The sequence below is a fragment of the Sphingomonas sanguinis NBRC 13937 genome, from assembly GCF_001591005.1.
Lineage (GTDB): Bacteria > Pseudomonadota > Alphaproteobacteria > Sphingomonadales > Sphingomonadaceae > Sphingomonas > Sphingomonas sanguinis.
The window spans coordinates 1-16,559 of the sequence record NZ_BCTY01000004.1 but is presented as its reverse complement, the minus strand read 5'-3'; the positions used below and the strand labels follow the sequence as shown (position 1 = coordinate 16,559).

Sequence of the window (16,559 nt, the reverse complement as noted above, 5' to 3'; positions counted from 1 at the left end):
CCTCACTTGCCCTTATAGTCCGGCAGCTTCTGCTGCCCGATCAGCGACCCCGCGCCCTGCTGGTCGACCTTTTCGGCGACCGCCGACAGCGACTGGGTCATCACGCGCAGGTCGCGCACCAGACGATCCACCTCCGGCACGGTCTGCTTCGAGAAGGTCTGCAGGCCCGGCTGCGCATCGCCGATCGCCGAATTCAGCGTGTCCGCGCTCTTCTGTGCCGAGGCGATCGCCTTGTTCAGATTGGTCATGGTCGGCTTGACCTCTTCGGCGAGCAGGCCGTTGGTGGTCGCCGCCAGCTGGCCGATCGACTGGGCTGCGTCACCCGCCTGCTGGATCGCCACGCGGGTCTGCGCCAGCGTCGCGGCGATCTCCGGCCCGCGATCGGCCAGCGCGTCGGTCAGACGGTTGGTGTTGTCCAGAATGCCCGCGATCGACGCTTGGTTACGATCCGATAGCAGGCCGGTCAGACGCTCGGTCAGCGTCGACAGCCGCTCGAGCAGCTGCGGCGCGGAGTTCAGGATCGCCCCGATGCCGCCCTGCTTGGTCGGGATAACCGGCACGCCGTATGGGCAGACGGTCTTGTTCTCCGGCACCGGACAGGCGATCGGCGGCGCGCCCTTGCGCGCGCCATCCAGCGAGATGGTGCTGGTGCCGGTGAAGCTGGCCGAGATCGACGCGGTCGTGCCCTGCAGGATCGGCGTCTGGTCATTGACGGAGACGCGGACGCGCACGAACTGCGGATCGGGGCGCCAGAGCGCGATTTCCTTCACCTGGCCCGACGGCACGCCCGAATAGGTGACCGCCGAGCCCTTGGCCAGGCCGTCCACCGACTGGCGGAAGAAGATGTCATATTCCTTCTCCGTCGTGCCGCCCAGACGGGCGATCCAGACGGTGAAGATGGCCAGCACTGCGAGCAGGATCAGCACGACAGAGCCGACGAGGACGTGGTTTGAACGGGTTTCCATCAGCGTGTCCCTGCTTCGCCTCTCGCATGGGCATCGGCCGCACTGCCTTGGGAATGGTGTCCCGTGGCATCGGCGTCGACTTCGGTGGGGTGGCGCGCGGCATCCGTGTCCGCCGAACGGGGCCGGATATCGGCCACTTCGTCCTTGGCGGCGATGGCGGCGCGACCGCGCGGGCCCTTGAAATATTCCTCGATCCACGGATGGTCGAGCGCGATCAGCTCGTCAATCGTCCCGACCGCGATCACCTTCTTGTCGGCCAGCACCGCCACCCGGTCACAGATCGCATAGAGCGTATCCAGGTCATGGGTGATGAGGAAGACGGTCAGCCCCAATGTCTTCTGGAGCGAGGCGATCAACTGGTCGAACGCCGCCGCGCCGATCGGGTCGAGGCCCGCCGTCGGTTCGTCCAGGAACAGCAGTTCAGGGTCGAGCGCCAGCGCCCGGGCCAGCCCGGCGCGCTTCTTCATGCCGCCGGACAGTTCGGCCGGGTATTTGGGTCCCGCATCGGCGGGCAGGCCGGTCATCACGACCTTGTAGGACGCGATCTCGTCCATCAACGCCTGGGGCAGATCGCGGTAAAATTCCTTCAGCGGCACCGCGACATTCTCCGCCACGGTCAGTGTCGAAAACAGCGCACCGCCTTGGAACAGCACGCCCCAGCGCTTGCGGACATCGATCGCCTCGGTCGCGTCACGGCCGATGGTCTGCTCGCCGAAGACGGTGATGTCGCCCGCATCGGGATTTTGGAGGCCGATGATCGTGCGCATCAGCACCGACTTGCCGGTGCCCGACCCGCCGACCACGCCCAGAATCTCACCGCGATGCACGTCGAGGTCGAGGCCATCATGGATGACCTGCTCGCCAAAGCTGTTGCGCAGGCCCCGGATGTGGATGAGGATATCGTCCTGCTCGGCCATCAATCCCATCCGATCCAGGTGAAGAAGACCGCGAAGAACGCGTCGAGCACGATCACCAAGAAGATCGCCTGCACCACCGCCGCCGTGGTGCGCAGGCCGACCTGCTCGGCATCCGACTTGACCTGCATCCCCTGGAAACAGCCCGCGATCGCGATGATCGCGCCGAAGACGGGGGCCTTGATTAGGCCGACATATAGGTCGGTGATCGGCACCACTTCGCGAATGCGCGACACGAAAGTGACGGGCGGAATGCCCAGCGACACCGCCGCCAGGAAACCACCGCCGATGATCGCGATCAGCGAGGAGTAGAAACCGAGCAGCGGCATCAGCGTCACCGCCGCCAGCGTGCGCGGCACGACCAGCGCCTCCATCGGTGACACGCCGATGACGCGCATCGCGTCGATCTCTTCGGTCAGCTTCATCGTGCCCAGTTGCGCGGCAAAGGCCGAGCCCGAGCGCCCCGCGACCATGATCGCGGTCATCAGCACGCCCAGCTCCCGCAGCGTCAGGCGACCGACCAGATTGATCGTGAAGACCTCCGCGCCGAACTGGCGGAGCTGCACCGCCCCCTGTTGCGCGATGACGATGCCGATCAGGAAGCTCATCAGTCCGATGATGGCCAGCGCGGAGACGCCGACCGTCTCGAACTCATGCACCACCGCGTTGAACCGGAAACGGCGCGGATGGCGGATCACCGCCAGCCCGGCCAGCACCGTCGCGCCCATGAAGCCCAGCAGGCCGTAAAGCGTCTGGAAGGCCGCGACGACCGCATCGCCGACCTCGCCCGCGACCCGCGAAAAGGGGCTGACCGGCTTGGGCCGCATCGCGACCGGCTGGTCCGCCTCGACCACCTTGGCGAACAGATGCTGCTGGTCGTCGTCCAGCCCTTCGATCTGGGCATCATTGCGGGCGGCGAACCGGTGGATCAGCCACGCGCCGACCGTGTCGATACGGTCGACCTGGGACAGGTCGATCCGCCGGACCCTCCCCTCCTCCCGGTCAAGCCGTTCGGGCAGGTCGCCCAGCGTCGCCAGCGACAGGCTGCCGGAAAAGCGCAGCGCGCCCCCATCCCCCGCATCATGCTGATAATCGGCCTTGGCGTTCATCACCTGCCTCTTTGCGGGAAAGCGGGAGCATCGACAAGGCGCTTCATAGCAGCGACGAATCGACTATTCGCGGTAATTAGACGATTGAGTGACGTTTTCATAGCAGCCGATCCACGACATGCAGGATCAGGCCGACACTGCCACCCACCAGCGTGCCGTTGATACGGATATATTGCAGGTCGCGCCCCACCGCGTTTTCCAGTCGCGAGGTAACGGTATCGGCGTCCCAGCCGCGCACCGTCTCCGACACCAGCCGGACGATACCGTTGCCATAATCGGCCGCGACGCCCGCCACTGCGCGGCGCACGAAGCGGTTGATGGTGGCCGACAGCCGGGGATCGTCCTGCAATGTCTGGCCCAGCTGACGCAGCGTCTCGCCCAGCTTCCCGGCGGTCACCGCCTGCGGATCGCGGGCCATGCGCAGCAGGGCTTCGCGCGCCTGTTCCCACAGTCCGTCGAGCCAGCGCTGCATCGCCGGGTTCACGATGAGGTCCGCCTTCATCGCCTCGACCCGCTCGCGGGTGCGCGGATCATACTGCAGGTCCCAGGCAAGACGATCCAGCCCCTCCTCGATCTTCTGACGCAGCGGGTGGTCACGATCTTCCGCGACATCGTGGAGCAGCTTGTGCAGCCCGTCGATCAGCTTGTCGGCCAGCGTCTCGTCCAGACCGGTCCAGCGCAGGATGGCCCCAGCCCGCTCGTGCACCATCGTGCGAACGATCGTCTCGTTCGCTTCCAGCGCGGAAGCAGCCCAGCGCAGGACGGAGTCGAGCAGCGGCAGATGCCGGCCCTCGGCGATGCTGGCCCTGAGCAACTGGCCCAGGATCGGCGAGACCTCGGTCGCGCGCAGCCGCCCGGCGATCCCTGCCTTCACCATGCCGCCCAGCCGCTGAGGATCGAAGGCGGTCAGCATCTCGGCGAACAGGCGCGAGGCCCCGCGCCGGATACGCCCGCCCTCCTGCGGCGGCTGCGCCAGCCAACGCCCCGCCGCGCCCGCCACGTCCAACCTGTGCATCCGCCGTGCGACCACGCGCGGGATCAGGAAATTGGTGCGCAGGAAATTGGCAAGCGTGTCGCCGATCCGGTCCTTGTTGCGCGGCACGATCGCGGTATGCGGAATGGGCAGGCCGAGCGGATGGCGGAACAGCGCGGTAACGGCGAACCAGTCGGCCAGTCCGCCGACCATCGCCGCCTCGGCAAAGGCGCGGACGAAACCCCAGGCCGGATGGACCGGCTGCATCGCGCGCGACAAAAGGAACAGTGCTGCCATTAGGACCAGCAGCCCCGTCGCCACGACCCGCATCTTCCGCAGGGCGGGTGGAACGGTCTGGCTACCCCCCGATCGCATGGCGACTTCCATCATTCAGGACAATTCGTGGGACGCGACTTTGTTCAAGAGGAATCTTTCCCGAGCGTAACGAAACGGGGCGGTTCTTCATTCCTCCCCTGCAAGGGGAGGGGGACCAGCGAAGCTGGTGGAGGGGTGTCACGGCCAGCGATCGTCTCCATCACGACCGGCTACACCCCTCCGACGCGCTACGCGCGCCACCTCCCCTTGCAGGGGAGGAAGATCACAACTCACTCCGCCGGATCATATCCCAGCTTGCCGGTCGCGGGCGGCAACGCGGGGCCGCCCGCAGGCCCCTCGATCACCGGGCCACCGCTTCCCAGTTCATCACCGGGCGTATAGGTCAGCAATCGCCGGCCCAGGCGCGGGCCGATCCAGCGTTCGACACCGACCGCCAGGCTGAACGCGGCGGGCACGATCAACAGGGTGAGGATGGTCGACATGGCAAGGCCGCCGATCACCGTCACGCCCATCGGGCTGCGCCACGATCCGTCACCGCCCAGCGACAGCGCGGTCGGGATCATGCCCGCGACCATCGCGACCGTGGTCATCACGATCGGCTGGGCGCGCTTGTGCCCGGCGTCCAGCACCGCCTCGCGGATCGGCACGCCCTTGGCGATCTCCTCCAGCGCGAAGTCGATCAGCAGGATCGAGTTCTTGGCGACGATACCCAGCAGCATCAGCAGGCCGATATAGACCGGCAGCGACAGCGGATTGCCGCTGAAATACAGCGCCAGCAACCCGCCCAGCGGTGCCAGCAGCAGCGAGGCCATGTTGACGAAGGGCGGCAGGAAGCGGCGATAGAGCAGCACCAGCACCGCGAAGACCAGGAAGATCGCCGAGATGATGGCGGTGAAGAAGTTCTTCATCATCTCCGCCTGCATCTTGGCCTGGCCCAGCACCATCTCGCTGACCCCCATGGGCAGGTTCTTCATGATGGGCAGGTCATGGACCTTCTTCATCGCGTCGCCGCTGATGACGCCCTTGGCGAGGTCCGCGCCGACCGTCACCTGACGCCGCTGGTTCACGCGGTCGATCTGGGTCGGCCCTGCGCCCAGGCCGATATCGGCGACGACGCTCAAGGGCACCGAGCCGCCGGTCTGGGTCTGCACCGGCAGGTTCTGGATGGTCGACAGCCGGGCGCGGGCATTCTGGTCGAGCGCGACGCGGATCGGCACCTGGCGGTCCGACAGCGAGAAGCGCGCCGAATTCTGGTCGATATCGCCCAGCGTCGCGATGCGGATCGCACTCGACAGCGCCTGAGTCGTCACGCCCAGATTGGCCGCGAGGTCGAGGCGCGGACGGATGACGATTTCCGGCCGGTCGAGATTGCCGACGATGCGCGGCGCGACAAGGCCGGGCAGCGTGCCCATCTGCTGCACGATCTTGTTGGCGGTATCGCGCAGCACGGCGGGGTCGTCGCCGCCCAGCGTGATGGTCAGGTCACGCCCGCTCGATCCCCAGCCGAACTGCGACTGGAAGGTCACGCGCGCGTCGGGGATCGCCGCCAGTTGGGGAGCCAGCGAACGCTCGAAGTCGGTGCTCTTCATCGAGCGATCCTCCTTCAGCGTCGCGACCACCCGGCCATTGCCGACACTCGTGCGCGAATAGACCGATTCGACGTCGGGCTGCTTCTTCAGGAAGGTCGCAACCTTTTTTACGACAGCATCGGTCTGGGCCAGCGTCGTGCCGGGCACCATCTCGATCTTGGCGACCGCCTGGTCATTGTCCTGCGGCGGCTGGAAGGTCTTGGGGATGATGGCGAACATCACCACGGTCAGCACGAACGCGCCGACGCCGATGCCGATCACCCACAGGCGATGGTCGCGGAACCGGCCCAGGATGCGCCGGAACAGCCCCCGCTTCACCCCATCGGTCGGCCGGTCGAACCGCAGCGACCAGCGCAACGTCGCCATATAGGCGTCCATCAGCCTGCCTTCGCCATGGCTGGCATGGCCCGCCGACTTCAGGAAATAGGCCGCGATCATCGGCGTGATCATGCGCGCCACCGCCAGGCTCATCAGCACCGAGACGACGACGGTCAGACCGAAATTCTTGAAATACTGGCCCGGCACGCCCGGCATCAGCGCGACCGGCAGGAACACCGCGACGATCGCCATGGTGGTCGCCAGCACGGCGAGACCGATCTCGTCCGCCGCGTCGATCGACGCCTGATAGGCGGATTTGCCCATGCGCATGTGCCGGACGATATTCTCGATCTCCACGATCGCATCGTCGACCAGCACACCCGCCACCAGGCTGAGCGCAAGCAGCGTCATCTGGTTCAGCGTGAAGCCCAGCAGGTCCATGAACCAGAAGGCCGGAATCGCCGACAGCGGTATCGCCAGCGCCGAGATCACCGTCGCGCGCCAGTCGCGCAGGAAGATGAAGACGACGATGACGGCCAGCACCGCGCCTTCGATCATCGCATGGATGGCGCTTTCATATTGCGCCTCGGTATATTTCACGCTGTTCGAGCGGAGGACGAACTTCACCTCCGGGTTGCGCTTTTCCAGCGCCTTCAGCTTCTCGACCGCGCCGTTATAGACGCTGACGTCCGAGGCGCCCTTGGCGCGCTGGAAGTCGAAGCTGATGACCTGCCGCCCGTCGACCGCAGCCTGCGAACGCTGCTCGGCATAAAGGTCGCGCACGGTGGCGATGTCGGCCAGCCGCACGGTACGGCCGCCGCGCACGTTGATCTGGGTCTGGCCCAGGTCATAGGCGTTGCGCGCATTGCCCAGCACGCGCACCGCCTGCTCGGTGCCCGCAATCTCGGCCCGGCCGCCCGCCGCGTTCAGGTTGGTCATGCGCAGCTGGGCGTTGACCTCGCTGGCGGTCAGCCCCTGGGCCTGGAGCTTCAGTGGATCGAGGATGACGCGAATCTCGCGCGTCACGCCGCCATTGCGGATGACCTTGGACAGGCCGGGAACCGACAACAGCTCCTTGGTGACGTTGTTGTCGATATACCAGCTGAGCTGTTCGGGCGTCATGTTGGACGCCACCGCCGAGTAACTGGCGAGGTCGTTATCGGTCGAATCGACGCGGATCACCTGCGGCTCGAGAATACCGTCGGGCAGCATCGAGCGGATCTGGGTGATCGCATCGCGCGCATCGCTAACCGCGCGGTCGATGGGGGTGCCGATGTCGAGCTGGACCAGCGTCTGCGACGTGCCCTCGGTCACGGTCGAGGTGATCTGGTCGACGCCCTGCAGGTTCCGCAACGCCGCCTCGACCCGCTGGGTGACTTGCGTCTCCAGTTCGGTCGGGGCCGCACCCGGCTGGTTCACGACGACCACGACGATCGGGAAATCGATGTCGGGGTCGTTGTTCACGTCCATCCGCATGAAGCTGACGATGCCCGCCAGCGTCAGCGCGACAAACAGGACGATCGGCGGAACGGGGTTCCGGATCGCCCAGGCCGAGATGTTGCGGAAACTCATCTTACTGGGCCCCCTGGCCTGCCACGATGGGATGAACCAGCTGGCCCGCCGCCAGGAAGCCGCCCGCCGAACGCACCACCCGCTCATCGCCCTTCAGGCCCGAGGCGATGGTCACACCGTTGTCCGAGACCTGCCCGATCTTGATGTTGCGGCGCGCCACCTTGTCGTCGGGTCCGACGATGTAGACGAAGCTGCCCTTGTCATCGCTCTGGATCGCCGAGTCCGGCAGGACCGGCGCACGCGCCGTGCCGCCGCGGATCGTGGCGGCGGCAAAACCACCGGGACGCAGCGCGGGGTCATAGGACAGCGCGATGCGCGCCACGCCCTGGCGGGTCTGCGGGTCGATGACCGGCGACACCTGCCACACCTCGCCCTTGAAGCTCTTGGCGCCGCCGACCGGCGTGACGGTCGCGGGGGCGCCCACGGCCAGGCCGACTAGGTCGGATTCGGCCAACTGGGCCCGCAGCTCCATCTGGCCGCCCATCGCCATGCGGAACAGCACGCCCGAACCCGAGCTGACGATCTGGCCCGGCTCGGCGGCGCGGGTCAGGATCAGCCCTTCGGCGGGCGCACGGATGTCAAGGCGGCCGTTGCGCGCCAGGGCTTCCTTATAGGAGGCCTGCGCCTGCCGGACGCGCGCGGCGGCGGCATCGCGGGTCGCGGCGCGGCGCTGGAGGTCCGCCTTGGAGATAAAACCGCGATCGACCAGCTGCTGGGCGCGGTCGAGTTCGGCCTGCGCGATCTTCTGGTCCGACTGGGCCACCGCGATCTGCGCATTCAGCGCCGAGGCGGTCTGGGTCTGCACGGAGCGATCGACAGTCGCCAGCACCTGTCCGGCGCGGACCCACTGGCCCGGCTCGACCAGGACGCGGGTGATCATGCCGCCCTCGCCCGCGACGCCGACCGGCATCTCGCGCCGCGCCGCCAGTGTGCCGGTCGCGGAGATTTCGCGACTGACCGACTGCTGGCCCGGCACGACCACGGTGATGTTGGGCACCTGCGTTCCCGCACCCGCTCCCTGGCCCGCCTCATGCTTCTTGGGCGCGAACAGGACCCAGCCGAGCAGCGCCACGGCAACGATCGCCACGACCACCCAGATCCAGCGTCCGCGCCGCCGGGGCGCGGGCCCTTCCAGACCCAGATGCTGGCCGCCACCAATCGCCCCCGTCTCGTAATTCATGTTTGTCACCGATCCCCGACCCGCATTCCCATTGCGTGCAACCTACGCAGAAGGCGCCATTAACGGCTGTGTTATAGAAATATAGCACCCTGTACAAGCATCTTTGCACATGTCTGGATCAAGCTGGCTCAAAGATGATTCCGACGCGTTCATCGCACGTTTTGCCGATGTCCGCCAAAGCCTTGGCCGCATCAAAGGGAGATGATGATGAACAAGATCCTGCTTGCCGCCGCGCTGGCCCCCGCCGCGCTGATTCCCGGCATGGCACAGGCGCAAAGCGCGTCCGCGCCGACCACCGTCGAACCGCTGGTCCCCGCCGCCGGCACCGTGCTCGACATCTCGGCCGAGGGGCGCACGACGCGCGTGCCCGACATCGCGACCATTCGCGCCGGTGTGGTCAGCCAGGGCGCGACCGCCGCCGCCGCGCTCAGCGACAATGCCCAGCGCATGGCTCGTGTGCTGGCGGCGGTGAAGCGTGCCGGAGTCGCCGACCGCGACATTCAGACCGCGATCGTCCAGCTCCAGCCGCAATATCGCTATGGTGATAATGTGCCGCCGGCCATCACCGGCTATCAGGCGACCAACACACTCAGCATCCGCTTCCGCGACATCGCCAAGTCGGGCAGCATCCTGGACGCCCTGGTCGCGCAAGGGTCGAACCAGATCGAGGGGCCCAACCTGTCGATCGACAAGCCCGATGCCGCGCTGGACGAGGCCCGGGCCGATGCGGTCCAGCGCGCCCGCGCCCGCGCCGAGCTCTATGCCAAGGCGGCGGGGATGCGGGTGACGCGGATCGTCTCGATCACCGAGAACGGCGCGGATGCGGGTGGCCCGCAGCCGCCGATGATGATCCGCACGATGGCGATGCGCTCCGACGCGATGGAAAAAACCAGCATCGCCCCCGGCGAGCGCGACGTGACCGTCAATGTCTCGGTCCGCTTCCTGCTGAACTGAGTGATGACGCCCCCATCGCCTTGACGGCATGGGGGCGACCGTTCCGGTGGGCAGATCAAGGTCCGCGCCATACCCGACACACGAAAAAAGCCGCCCGGTCGCCCGGACGGCTTTTTCTGGCTCAACGAGCAGATGCGTTGTTTAACGCACCCGACCGCGACGAACCAGGTTCACGATCGCCAGCAGGACGACAGCGCCCAGCAGCGAAACGAGGAACGAGGTCAGCGTCAGACCGGCATTGTTGATCGAGCCACCTGCGAAAATCAGGCCGCCGATGAACGCGCCGACGACACCGACGACGATGTTCAGGAAGATGCCCTGCTGAGCATCGGTACGCATGATGATGCTGGCCAGCCAGCCAATGACACCACCGACGATAAGCCACAGGATAATACCCATTGTCTTTCCCTCCGTTGGGCCCGCGAGCGGGACACGGGGGGAAGACGTGCGAATGCCGGTTATTGTTCCGTCCCCGTACCGGCGATTCGATGAACCGTTTTCAAGAAGTCAATGATGCGATCGTTTTTATGCCGCTTCGCTCCCAAGCGGTGCCGCGATCAATATTTCTGCTGGCGTTCGTAGAGCGAGCGATAATGCTGGATGCGGGTCACGCGCAGGCCGGGCATTCCCGATCGATCGATGGCGCGCTGCCATCCGGCGAATTCCTCGACGGTCAGGCCATAGCGGTCGCAGACCTCGTCGACCGAGAGCAGCCCGCCATTGACGGCCGCGACCACCTCCGCCTTGCGACGGACGACCCAGCGTGTGGTGCTGGGCGGCGGCAGATTTTCGAGCGTCAGCGGTTCGCCGAGTGGCCCGATTACCTTGGCAGGGCGGATCTTTTGGTTCTCGATCATCATGCAACCTCACTGGGGCTCCCCACCCCATGTCGTCTGTTGGCCCTGCATAACCCGGGCCCTTGAACATCACCTAAAATCGAAAGGTTAACGTGTCATTCATTCCTGCCCCAGCGTGCGAGGGCCCGTGCCATAGGTCCGTTGAACGCCCCGTCCAAGGGGGCGAACAGGCTCGGATCGGGGGCCCCGCGCGTGAATCCGGCCTGGACCGCGGCGGTCCGGCTGGCGGCCTGCCGCGTGGTCGCGCCGACCATTAGCACCGCCAGGTCGGGCGGTAGCACCGTCAGTTCGGTATCCCGATCAAACCGGTTGAAGCTGAGGTCCAAAAGCGCAATCCATCCCGACTGGTGAAGCCCCCTGTTATCGGGTGGATATGAAAGCCGGGTAAAGGCCGGAAAGCATGTCCACTTTTTCGCACGCCTTATTCACGGGGCCGCCCGTCTTTTTTGCCTTTTTTGCATGCACGGCGCGAAAGGCGTATGGACGCGACCATGGAGCAGATGGTGGATTTCCAGCTTGGGGGCGACCCGCGAGCCAAGCGGATCGTGGTCGCGATGTCGGGCGGCGTCGACAGCTCGGTCGTGGCGGCGCTCGCCCATGCCACAGGGGCCGAGACGATCGGCGTCACCCTGCAACTCTATGACCATGGCGAAGCGGTCGGGCGGGCGGGTGCCTGCTGCGCCGGGCGCGACATTCGCGACGCGCGCGCGGTCTGCGACCGGCTGGGCATCGCGCATTATGTCTTTGACCATGAAGACAGTTTTCGGACGCAGGTGGTCGACCGCTTTGCCGACGAATATCTGGCGGGGCGTACCCCCATCCCGTGCGTCCAGTGCAATATGGGCCCCAAGTTCACCGACCTGCTGAAGTTGGCGCGCGACCTGGGCGCGGATTGCCTGGCGACGGGCCATTATGTCCGCCGGGTCGAGGGGGCGGCACGAGCGGAGTTGCATCGCGGCGCCGATCCGGCGCGTGACCAAAGCTATTTCCTGTTCGCCACGACGCAAGGTCAGCTCGACTTTCTGCGCTTCCCGCTCGGCGCGCTGCCCAAGGCGCGGGTGCGCGAGATCGCCGCCGAACTCGGCCTGGGGGTCGCGGCCAAGCCCGACAGCCAGGATATCTGCTTCGTGCCCGATGGCGACTATGCCGGGCTGGTCCGCAAGCTGCGCCCCGAGGCGGATACGCGCGGCGACATCGTCGATCTGTCGGGCGCCAAGCTCGGCGAGCATCGTGGCCTGATCCACTACACGGTCGGCCAGCGGCGCGGGCTGGAGATCGGCGGCAGTCCCGAGCCGCTCTACGTCGTCCGGCTGGAGCCGGATACGAAGCGCGTCGTCGTCGGCCCGCGCACCGCGCTGGCGGTGGAGGCAGCGCGGCTGACCGGCATGAATGTGCTCGGCCCGCTCGACGGACCGCTCTTCGCCAAGGTCCGCTCGATGGCCAAGCCGGTGCCCGCGCGCATGGTCGGCGACCGGCTGGTCTTCGACGCGCCCGAATATGGCGTGTCGCCGGGCCAGGCAGCGGTGCTGTATGACGGCGACCGGGTGCTGGGCGGCGGCTGGATCGCCGAGACCGAGGCGGCACGGATCGCCGCCTGAGGCGTTTCCCGCCTCATGACCGGCCCCAGCATCGAAGACCTGCGCCGCCAGATGGAAGCGGCCGCCGAACGCCTCGACTTCGAGGAGGCCAAGCGCCTGCGTGACCGCATCAACCTGCTGCGCGGTGGTGCGGCGGATGCGCACGTCGACACCAGCGGCCTGACTCGCCAGCAACCCGGCACCATGGGCCTGGGCACCAGCCAGTCGCGTCCCGAACGCCCGGAAGGCTGGGTCCCACCGAAAAAGCCCGACCCGATGACCAAGGGGCGCGGGCGGCGGCAGGGTTAGCGGTGGCCTACGGCCTGCCGAGGAGTATTTCCTACCCCGCCGGTATTGCGACTAGCCGTTCGACGGGATGAAGCGAAGTACCCCGACCTGTCGCGCCGGGGCGTTGGTATCACTTGGATGATTGATCCCGTCATTGACCGGCACATCCGTAAAGTCGAATGGCGATATGCCCTCCAGGCATGCCACGTTGACCCCATATTGATTTTGGTTCGAGCGCCTCTGGTGATGGGTGTAAATACCGCAGGCTGAGCAGAAGAAGTGCTCTGCCTGACCCGTGTTGAAGCGATATCGGGTGAGAAACTCTTCGCCCTCCGTGACGACGACACCCCCCATATCCGCCGAAACGGCAACGGCACCTCGCATCCGGCAGTAGGAACAGGTGCAGCGACGCACTGTTCGGAAACCATCGCTTAGTGTCGCCTGAAAGCGCACCCTGCCGCAATGGCATTGACCAGAAATGCGCACCTTCCCCGCATCCATCATCGTTCCCCTACAACGCCGTCCCCGCCAGATGCCCGATCGCCGCCGTCGCCGACATGGCCAGCACGCCCCAGATCAGCACGCGCACCGCGCCTCTCGACTGGCTCGCCCCGCCCGCCGTCGCGCTGACCGCCCCGAGTGCGGCCAGGCAGACCAGCACGCCCGCCACGATTCCCCACAAAGCCGCGCTGTGCGGCACCAGGATCGCCAGCAGCAACGGCACCGCCGCCCCCACCGAGAAGGACGCCGCCGAGGCCAGCGCCGCCTGCACCGGTCGTGCCGCCCCTTCGTCGGTGATGCCCAGTTCGTCGCGCGCATGCGCGGCCAGCGGATCGCCCGCCATCAGCTCCCGCGCGACCAGCCGGGCGGTCGCCTCGCTCAGACCCCGCGCGTGATAGATGGCGGCCAGTTCCGCCTCCTCCGCAACCGGATCGGCGGCCAGCTCGGCCTTCTCGCGGGCCAGGTCGGCGGCTTCCAGATCGGCCTGCGAGCTGACCGAGACATATTCGCCCGCCGCCATCGAAAAGGCGCCCGCGACCAGTCCGGCCAGCCCCGCGACTAGGATTGCCGGGCGGTCCGCGCCGCTGGCCGTCACACCGACCACCAGGCTGGCGGTCGACAACAGCCCGTCATTGGCCCCCAGAACCGACGCGCGCAGCCAGCCGACCCGGTCGATCCGGTGGCGTTCGCGATGCGGGGCGGTCACGGCCGCACCGCAAAGGCGGCGCGATAGGCGGGCTTAACCGTTTTCAGGATCGCGGGCGTCACGGGCAAGGTCACCTCATAAGTCCCCTCGGCATAGGAGCCCGCGACATAAGGATCGGCAATCAGCCCGATCCGGTCAATCGCCCGGCCGTTGCTCGATCCCAGCAACAGCGTCAGCTCCTTGATCGACGGACAGCTGTTCATGGACGACACCGTTCCCTGAGTGCGCCGCATCTGCTCGGCCTTCAGCCGCGCACAATAGCTGGTCCGTGTCACCGATTGAAGCGCCGCTTCGGAGGTGAAGAGCGCCCTGGGCTGCAACGGCCGCCCCGTCGCCTTGTCCCAGACCAGACCATAGGATGCGGGCTGGCCATGCGCGCCGCCGGTATAGTCATAGCTGTCACCCGACAGGCTGACGAAACGCGGCGTCTGCGTCACCAGCTTCCAGCTCTGCACATAGGAATAGCGGCGATAAGGAAAGCCCGACTTCGCCGCCTCGCGCCGCGCGGCCGCGCCGTCCCGCATGGTCTTGGCACGAAGCCGCGCGCGATCGGCCTCCAGCCACGCCTTCAGCCCCGGTACCCGGCCTGCGGCGGCGGGATAGGCATAGCCGAATTCATAATCGGCGGTCTTTACCGTCGGCACTTCGTCCTGCGCCAGCACCGGGCTTGCACACCCGACCAAGGCCAGCGCGATCCATCCGTTCCGCATCACCGATCTCCCCAAAAAGGCTCATTCCTGTATCAAACGCGCTGTACGGGCGATGAGCGGCACGGTTCCTCTTGAGAGCGACAATCAGGGAACGTATATAGAACGGATGGCGCAACTCGACACCCGTGAAAAGCTGGCGATCCTCGCGGATGCCGCGAAATATGACGCCTCCTGCGCGTCATCCGGCACGTCGAAGCGTAACAGCCGCGACGGCAAGGGGATCGGATCGACCGAGGGCATGGGCATCTGCCATGCTTATGCGCCCGATGGCCGCTGTATCTCGCTGCTCAAGATCCTGCTGACCAACAGCTGCATCTTCGACTGCCATTATTGTATCAACCGCAAGTCGTCGAACGTCCGCCGCGCGCGCTTCACGGCGCAGGAGGTGGTGAACCTGACGCTCGCCTTTTATCGGCGCAATTATATCGAGGGGCTATTTCTCTCCTCGGGCATCATCAAATCGTCCGACTATACCATGGAGCAGATCGTCGAGGTCGCACGCAGCCTGCGGGAGGATCACGGCTTTCGCGGCTATATCCACCTGAAGACCATTCCCGATGCCGATCCCGAGCTGGTGCGCCTGGCCGGGGTCCATGCCGACCGCGTGTCGATCAATGTCGAGCTGCCGACCGTCGGCGGTCTACGTCGCCTTGCGCCGGAAAAGGACGCGGGTCGGATCGAGGGTGCGATGGCGGATGTGAAGACCGCGATCGAGGATCGGACGGATGCGGCCAAGAAGTACAAGTCCGCCCCCGGCTTTGCTCCCGCCGGACAGTCGACCCAGATGATCGTCGGCGCGGATGCCGCCACCGACCGCGACATCGTCGGGCGAGCGGCGACGCTGTACGACCGGTTCCGGTTGCGCCGTGTCTATTATTCGGCGTTCAGCCCGATCCCCGATGCCTCCGCCGTCCTGCCGTTGCAGCGCCCGCCGTTGATGCGCGAGCATCGGCTGTACCAGTCCGACTGGCTGATGCGCTTCTATGACTATCAGCCGAACGAGGTCGCGGCGGCGGCCGACGAGGCGACGGGGATGCTGCCGCTCGACATCGACCCCAAGCTCGCCTGGGCGTTGAAATTCCGGCAGAACTTTCCCGTCGATGTCAACCGCGCCCCGCGCGAGATGCTGCTGCGCGTGCCGGGGCTGGGCGTGAAGGCGGTGGACCGGATCATCGCGACCCGCAAATGGCGCAAGCTGCGGCTGGAGGATGTCGGGCGGCTCACCGTGTCGATCACCAAGCTGCGTCCCTTCCTGATCGCCGAGGACTGGCGTCCGGTCGCGCTGGCCGAGCGGGCGGACCTGAGGCCGCTGGTCAAGCCTGCGCACAAGCAGCTCGAACTCTTTGCCTGAATGAGAGTGATTCGCGGGTGAAACGGGCGTCATCGTGCGCCGTTACGCTCCGCGAAGGAGACGATCATGGCCACCGCCGACATCTATGCCGACCTGAAGCGCGACCACGACAAGCAGCGCGACATGCTGAAGCAGCTCGCCGAGCTGAAGGGCGACAGCGCCAAGCGCAAGAAGCTGTTCGAGACGTTCCGCGTCGAGGTGCAGAGCCACGCCGCTGCCGAGGAGGAATCGCTCTACGCCACCATGCTGGGCGAACCCGAACTGCGCGACGATGCGCGCCATTCGGTGTCCGAGCATAAGGAGATCGACGATCTGCTCGGCGAGATGATGGACCTCGACTTCGCGTCGGACGAGTGGGAGTCGAAATTCTTCCATATGCGCCATCGCTACGAGCATCATATCGACGAGGAAGAGGAAGAGATGTTCCCCGCCGCCGAGAAGGAACTCGACGACGCGACCGAAGAAAAGCTCGCGGAAATCTATGAGGAGCGCAAGCCGATCGAGGCGAAGGAAGCCAAGGCCAACCCACCGGGCGGCGACGAGCGCGATTGATTGGGAGGGACCTTGATCCTCCCCGGCACGGGGAGGGGGACCATGCGAAGCATGGTGGAGGGGGCTTGCCGCGAAGGATGACCCGTGTGGCACGCCCCCCCCCCCCC

17 protein-coding genes are annotated in these 16,559 nt (G+C 66.3%); 5 read left to right on the top strand and 12 right to left on the bottom strand.

Annotation, left to right across the window (positions count from 1 at the left end; translation table 11 throughout):
* Positions 1-2: 2 nt before the first annotated feature.
* The 6 genes from SSA01S_RS03515 to SSA01S_RS03490 form a co-directional block, all read right to left on the bottom strand.
* Positions 3-965 carry an MlaD family protein gene (locus tag SSA01S_RS03515; protein ID WP_061779254.1) on the bottom strand — a complete coding sequence of 321 codons (963 nt, stop codon included), beginning with the start codon at positions 963-965 and terminating at the stop codon, positions 3-5.
* Positions 965-1,882: an ABC transporter ATP-binding protein gene (locus SSA01S_RS03510; protein WP_061779253.1), complete on the bottom strand. Its 918-nt coding sequence runs from the start codon at positions 1,880-1,882 to the stop codon at positions 965-967. The genes SSA01S_RS03515 and SSA01S_RS03510 overlap by 1 nt, the downstream gene beginning before the upstream one ends.
* Positions 1,882-2,988, bottom strand: coding sequence for an ABC transporter permease (locus SSA01S_RS03505; RefSeq protein ID WP_061779252.1), 1,107 nt, complete (start codon positions 2,986-2,988; stop codon positions 1,882-1,884). The genes SSA01S_RS03510 and SSA01S_RS03505 overlap by 1 nt, the downstream gene beginning before the upstream one ends.
* 97 nt (positions 2,989-3,085) lie before the next feature.
* Complete coding sequence (locus tag SSA01S_RS03500) at positions 3,086-4,291, bottom strand: DUF445 domain-containing protein (RefSeq protein WP_061779343.1); 1,206 nt, start codon at positions 4,289-4,291, stop codon at positions 3,086-3,088.
* Positions 4,292-4,566: 275 nt separating this feature from the next.
* On the bottom strand, positions 4,567-7,776 hold the full coding sequence (locus SSA01S_RS03495) for an efflux RND transporter permease subunit (RefSeq protein ID WP_061779251.1): 3,210 nt from the start codon (positions 7,774-7,776) through the stop codon (positions 4,567-4,569).
* Position 7,777: 1 nt separating this feature from the next.
* Positions 7,778-8,956 carry an efflux RND transporter periplasmic adaptor subunit gene (locus SSA01S_RS03490; protein ID WP_061779250.1) on the bottom strand — a complete coding sequence of 393 codons (1,179 nt, stop codon included), beginning with the start codon at positions 8,954-8,956 and terminating at the stop codon, positions 7,778-7,780.
* Between the two features lie 201 nt (positions 8,957-9,157).
* Here SSA01S_RS03490 and SSA01S_RS03485 point away from each other — a divergent pair, with 201 nt between their 5' ends.
* Positions 9,158-9,910: an SIMPL domain-containing protein gene (locus SSA01S_RS03485; RefSeq protein WP_061779249.1), complete on the top strand. Its 753-nt coding sequence runs from the start codon at positions 9,158-9,160 to the stop codon at positions 9,908-9,910.
* Between the two features lie 141 nt (positions 9,911-10,051).
* Here the strand turns inward: SSA01S_RS03485 and SSA01S_RS03480 are convergent, their stop codons facing one another.
* The 3 genes from SSA01S_RS03480 to SSA01S_RS03470 all read right to left on the bottom strand — a co-directional run bounded on the left by SSA01S_RS03480 (position 10,052) and on the right by SSA01S_RS03470 (position 11,093).
* Positions 10,052-10,309, bottom strand: a complete 258-nt coding sequence (locus SSA01S_RS03480) for a GlsB/YeaQ/YmgE family stress response membrane protein (protein ID WP_042483991.1) — start codon at positions 10,307-10,309, stop codon at positions 10,052-10,054.
* A 158-nt stretch (positions 10,310-10,467) separates the two neighbouring features.
* Entirely contained in the window at positions 10,468-10,767 is a 300-nt protein-coding gene (sciP, locus tag SSA01S_RS03475) for a CtrA inhibitor SciP (RefSeq protein WP_058715229.1), read from the bottom strand.
* A 95-nt stretch (positions 10,768-10,862) separates the two neighbouring features.
* A complete protein-coding gene (locus tag SSA01S_RS03470; protein WP_058715190.1) occupies positions 10,863-11,093 on the bottom strand; it encodes a hypothetical protein in 231 nt (76 codons plus the stop codon).
* Between the two features lie 153 nt (positions 11,094-11,246).
* Here SSA01S_RS03470 and mnmA point away from each other — a divergent pair, with 153 nt between their 5' ends.
* Both mnmA and SSA01S_RS03460 read left to right on the top strand, forming a co-directional pair.
* Positions 11,247-12,365: a tRNA 2-thiouridine(34) synthase MnmA gene (gene mnmA / locus SSA01S_RS03465; RefSeq protein ID WP_061779248.1), complete on the top strand. Its 1,119-nt coding sequence runs from the start codon at positions 11,247-11,249 to the stop codon at positions 12,363-12,365.
* Positions 12,366-12,380: 15 nt separating this feature from the next.
* Complete coding sequence (locus tag SSA01S_RS03460) at positions 12,381-12,653, top strand: UvrB/UvrC motif-containing protein (protein WP_061779247.1); 273 nt, start codon at positions 12,381-12,383, stop codon at positions 12,651-12,653.
* Between the two features lie 51 nt (positions 12,654-12,704).
* Here the strand turns inward: SSA01S_RS03460 and SSA01S_RS03455 are convergent, their stop codons facing one another.
* Genes SSA01S_RS03455 through SSA01S_RS03445 form a run of 3 tightly spaced genes read right to left on the bottom strand, consistent with a single transcriptional unit; the run spans position 12,705 to position 14,549 of the window.
* Complete coding sequence (locus SSA01S_RS03455; RefSeq protein ID WP_061779246.1) at positions 12,705-13,136, bottom strand: GFA family protein; 432 nt, start codon at positions 13,134-13,136, stop codon at positions 12,705-12,707.
* A 7-nt stretch (positions 13,137-13,143) separates the two neighbouring features.
* Positions 13,144-13,839 (bottom strand): VIT1/CCC1 transporter family protein, encoded by a 696-nt coding sequence (locus SSA01S_RS03450; protein WP_061779245.1) that lies wholly within the window; start codon positions 13,837-13,839, stop codon positions 13,144-13,146.
* On the bottom strand, positions 13,836-14,549 hold the full coding sequence (locus tag SSA01S_RS03445; protein WP_061779244.1) for a DUF4163 domain-containing protein: 714 nt from the start codon (positions 14,547-14,549) through the stop codon (positions 13,836-13,838). Before SSA01S_RS03445 ends, SSA01S_RS03450 begins: the two co-directional genes overlap by 4 nt.
* Before the next feature lie 106 nt (positions 14,550-14,655).
* Between SSA01S_RS03445 and SSA01S_RS03440 the strand changes: the two genes are divergently transcribed.
* Positions 14,656-15,900: a putative DNA modification/repair radical SAM protein gene (locus SSA01S_RS03440; protein WP_061779243.1), complete on the top strand. Its 1,245-nt coding sequence runs from the start codon at positions 14,656-14,658 to the stop codon at positions 15,898-15,900.
* Between the two features lie 66 nt (positions 15,901-15,966).
* Positions 15,967-16,452, top strand: a complete 486-nt coding sequence (locus SSA01S_RS03435) for a hemerythrin domain-containing protein (RefSeq protein WP_058715197.1) — start codon at positions 15,967-15,969, stop codon at positions 16,450-16,452.
* The last annotated feature ends 107 nt before the right edge of the window (positions 16,453-16,559 follow it).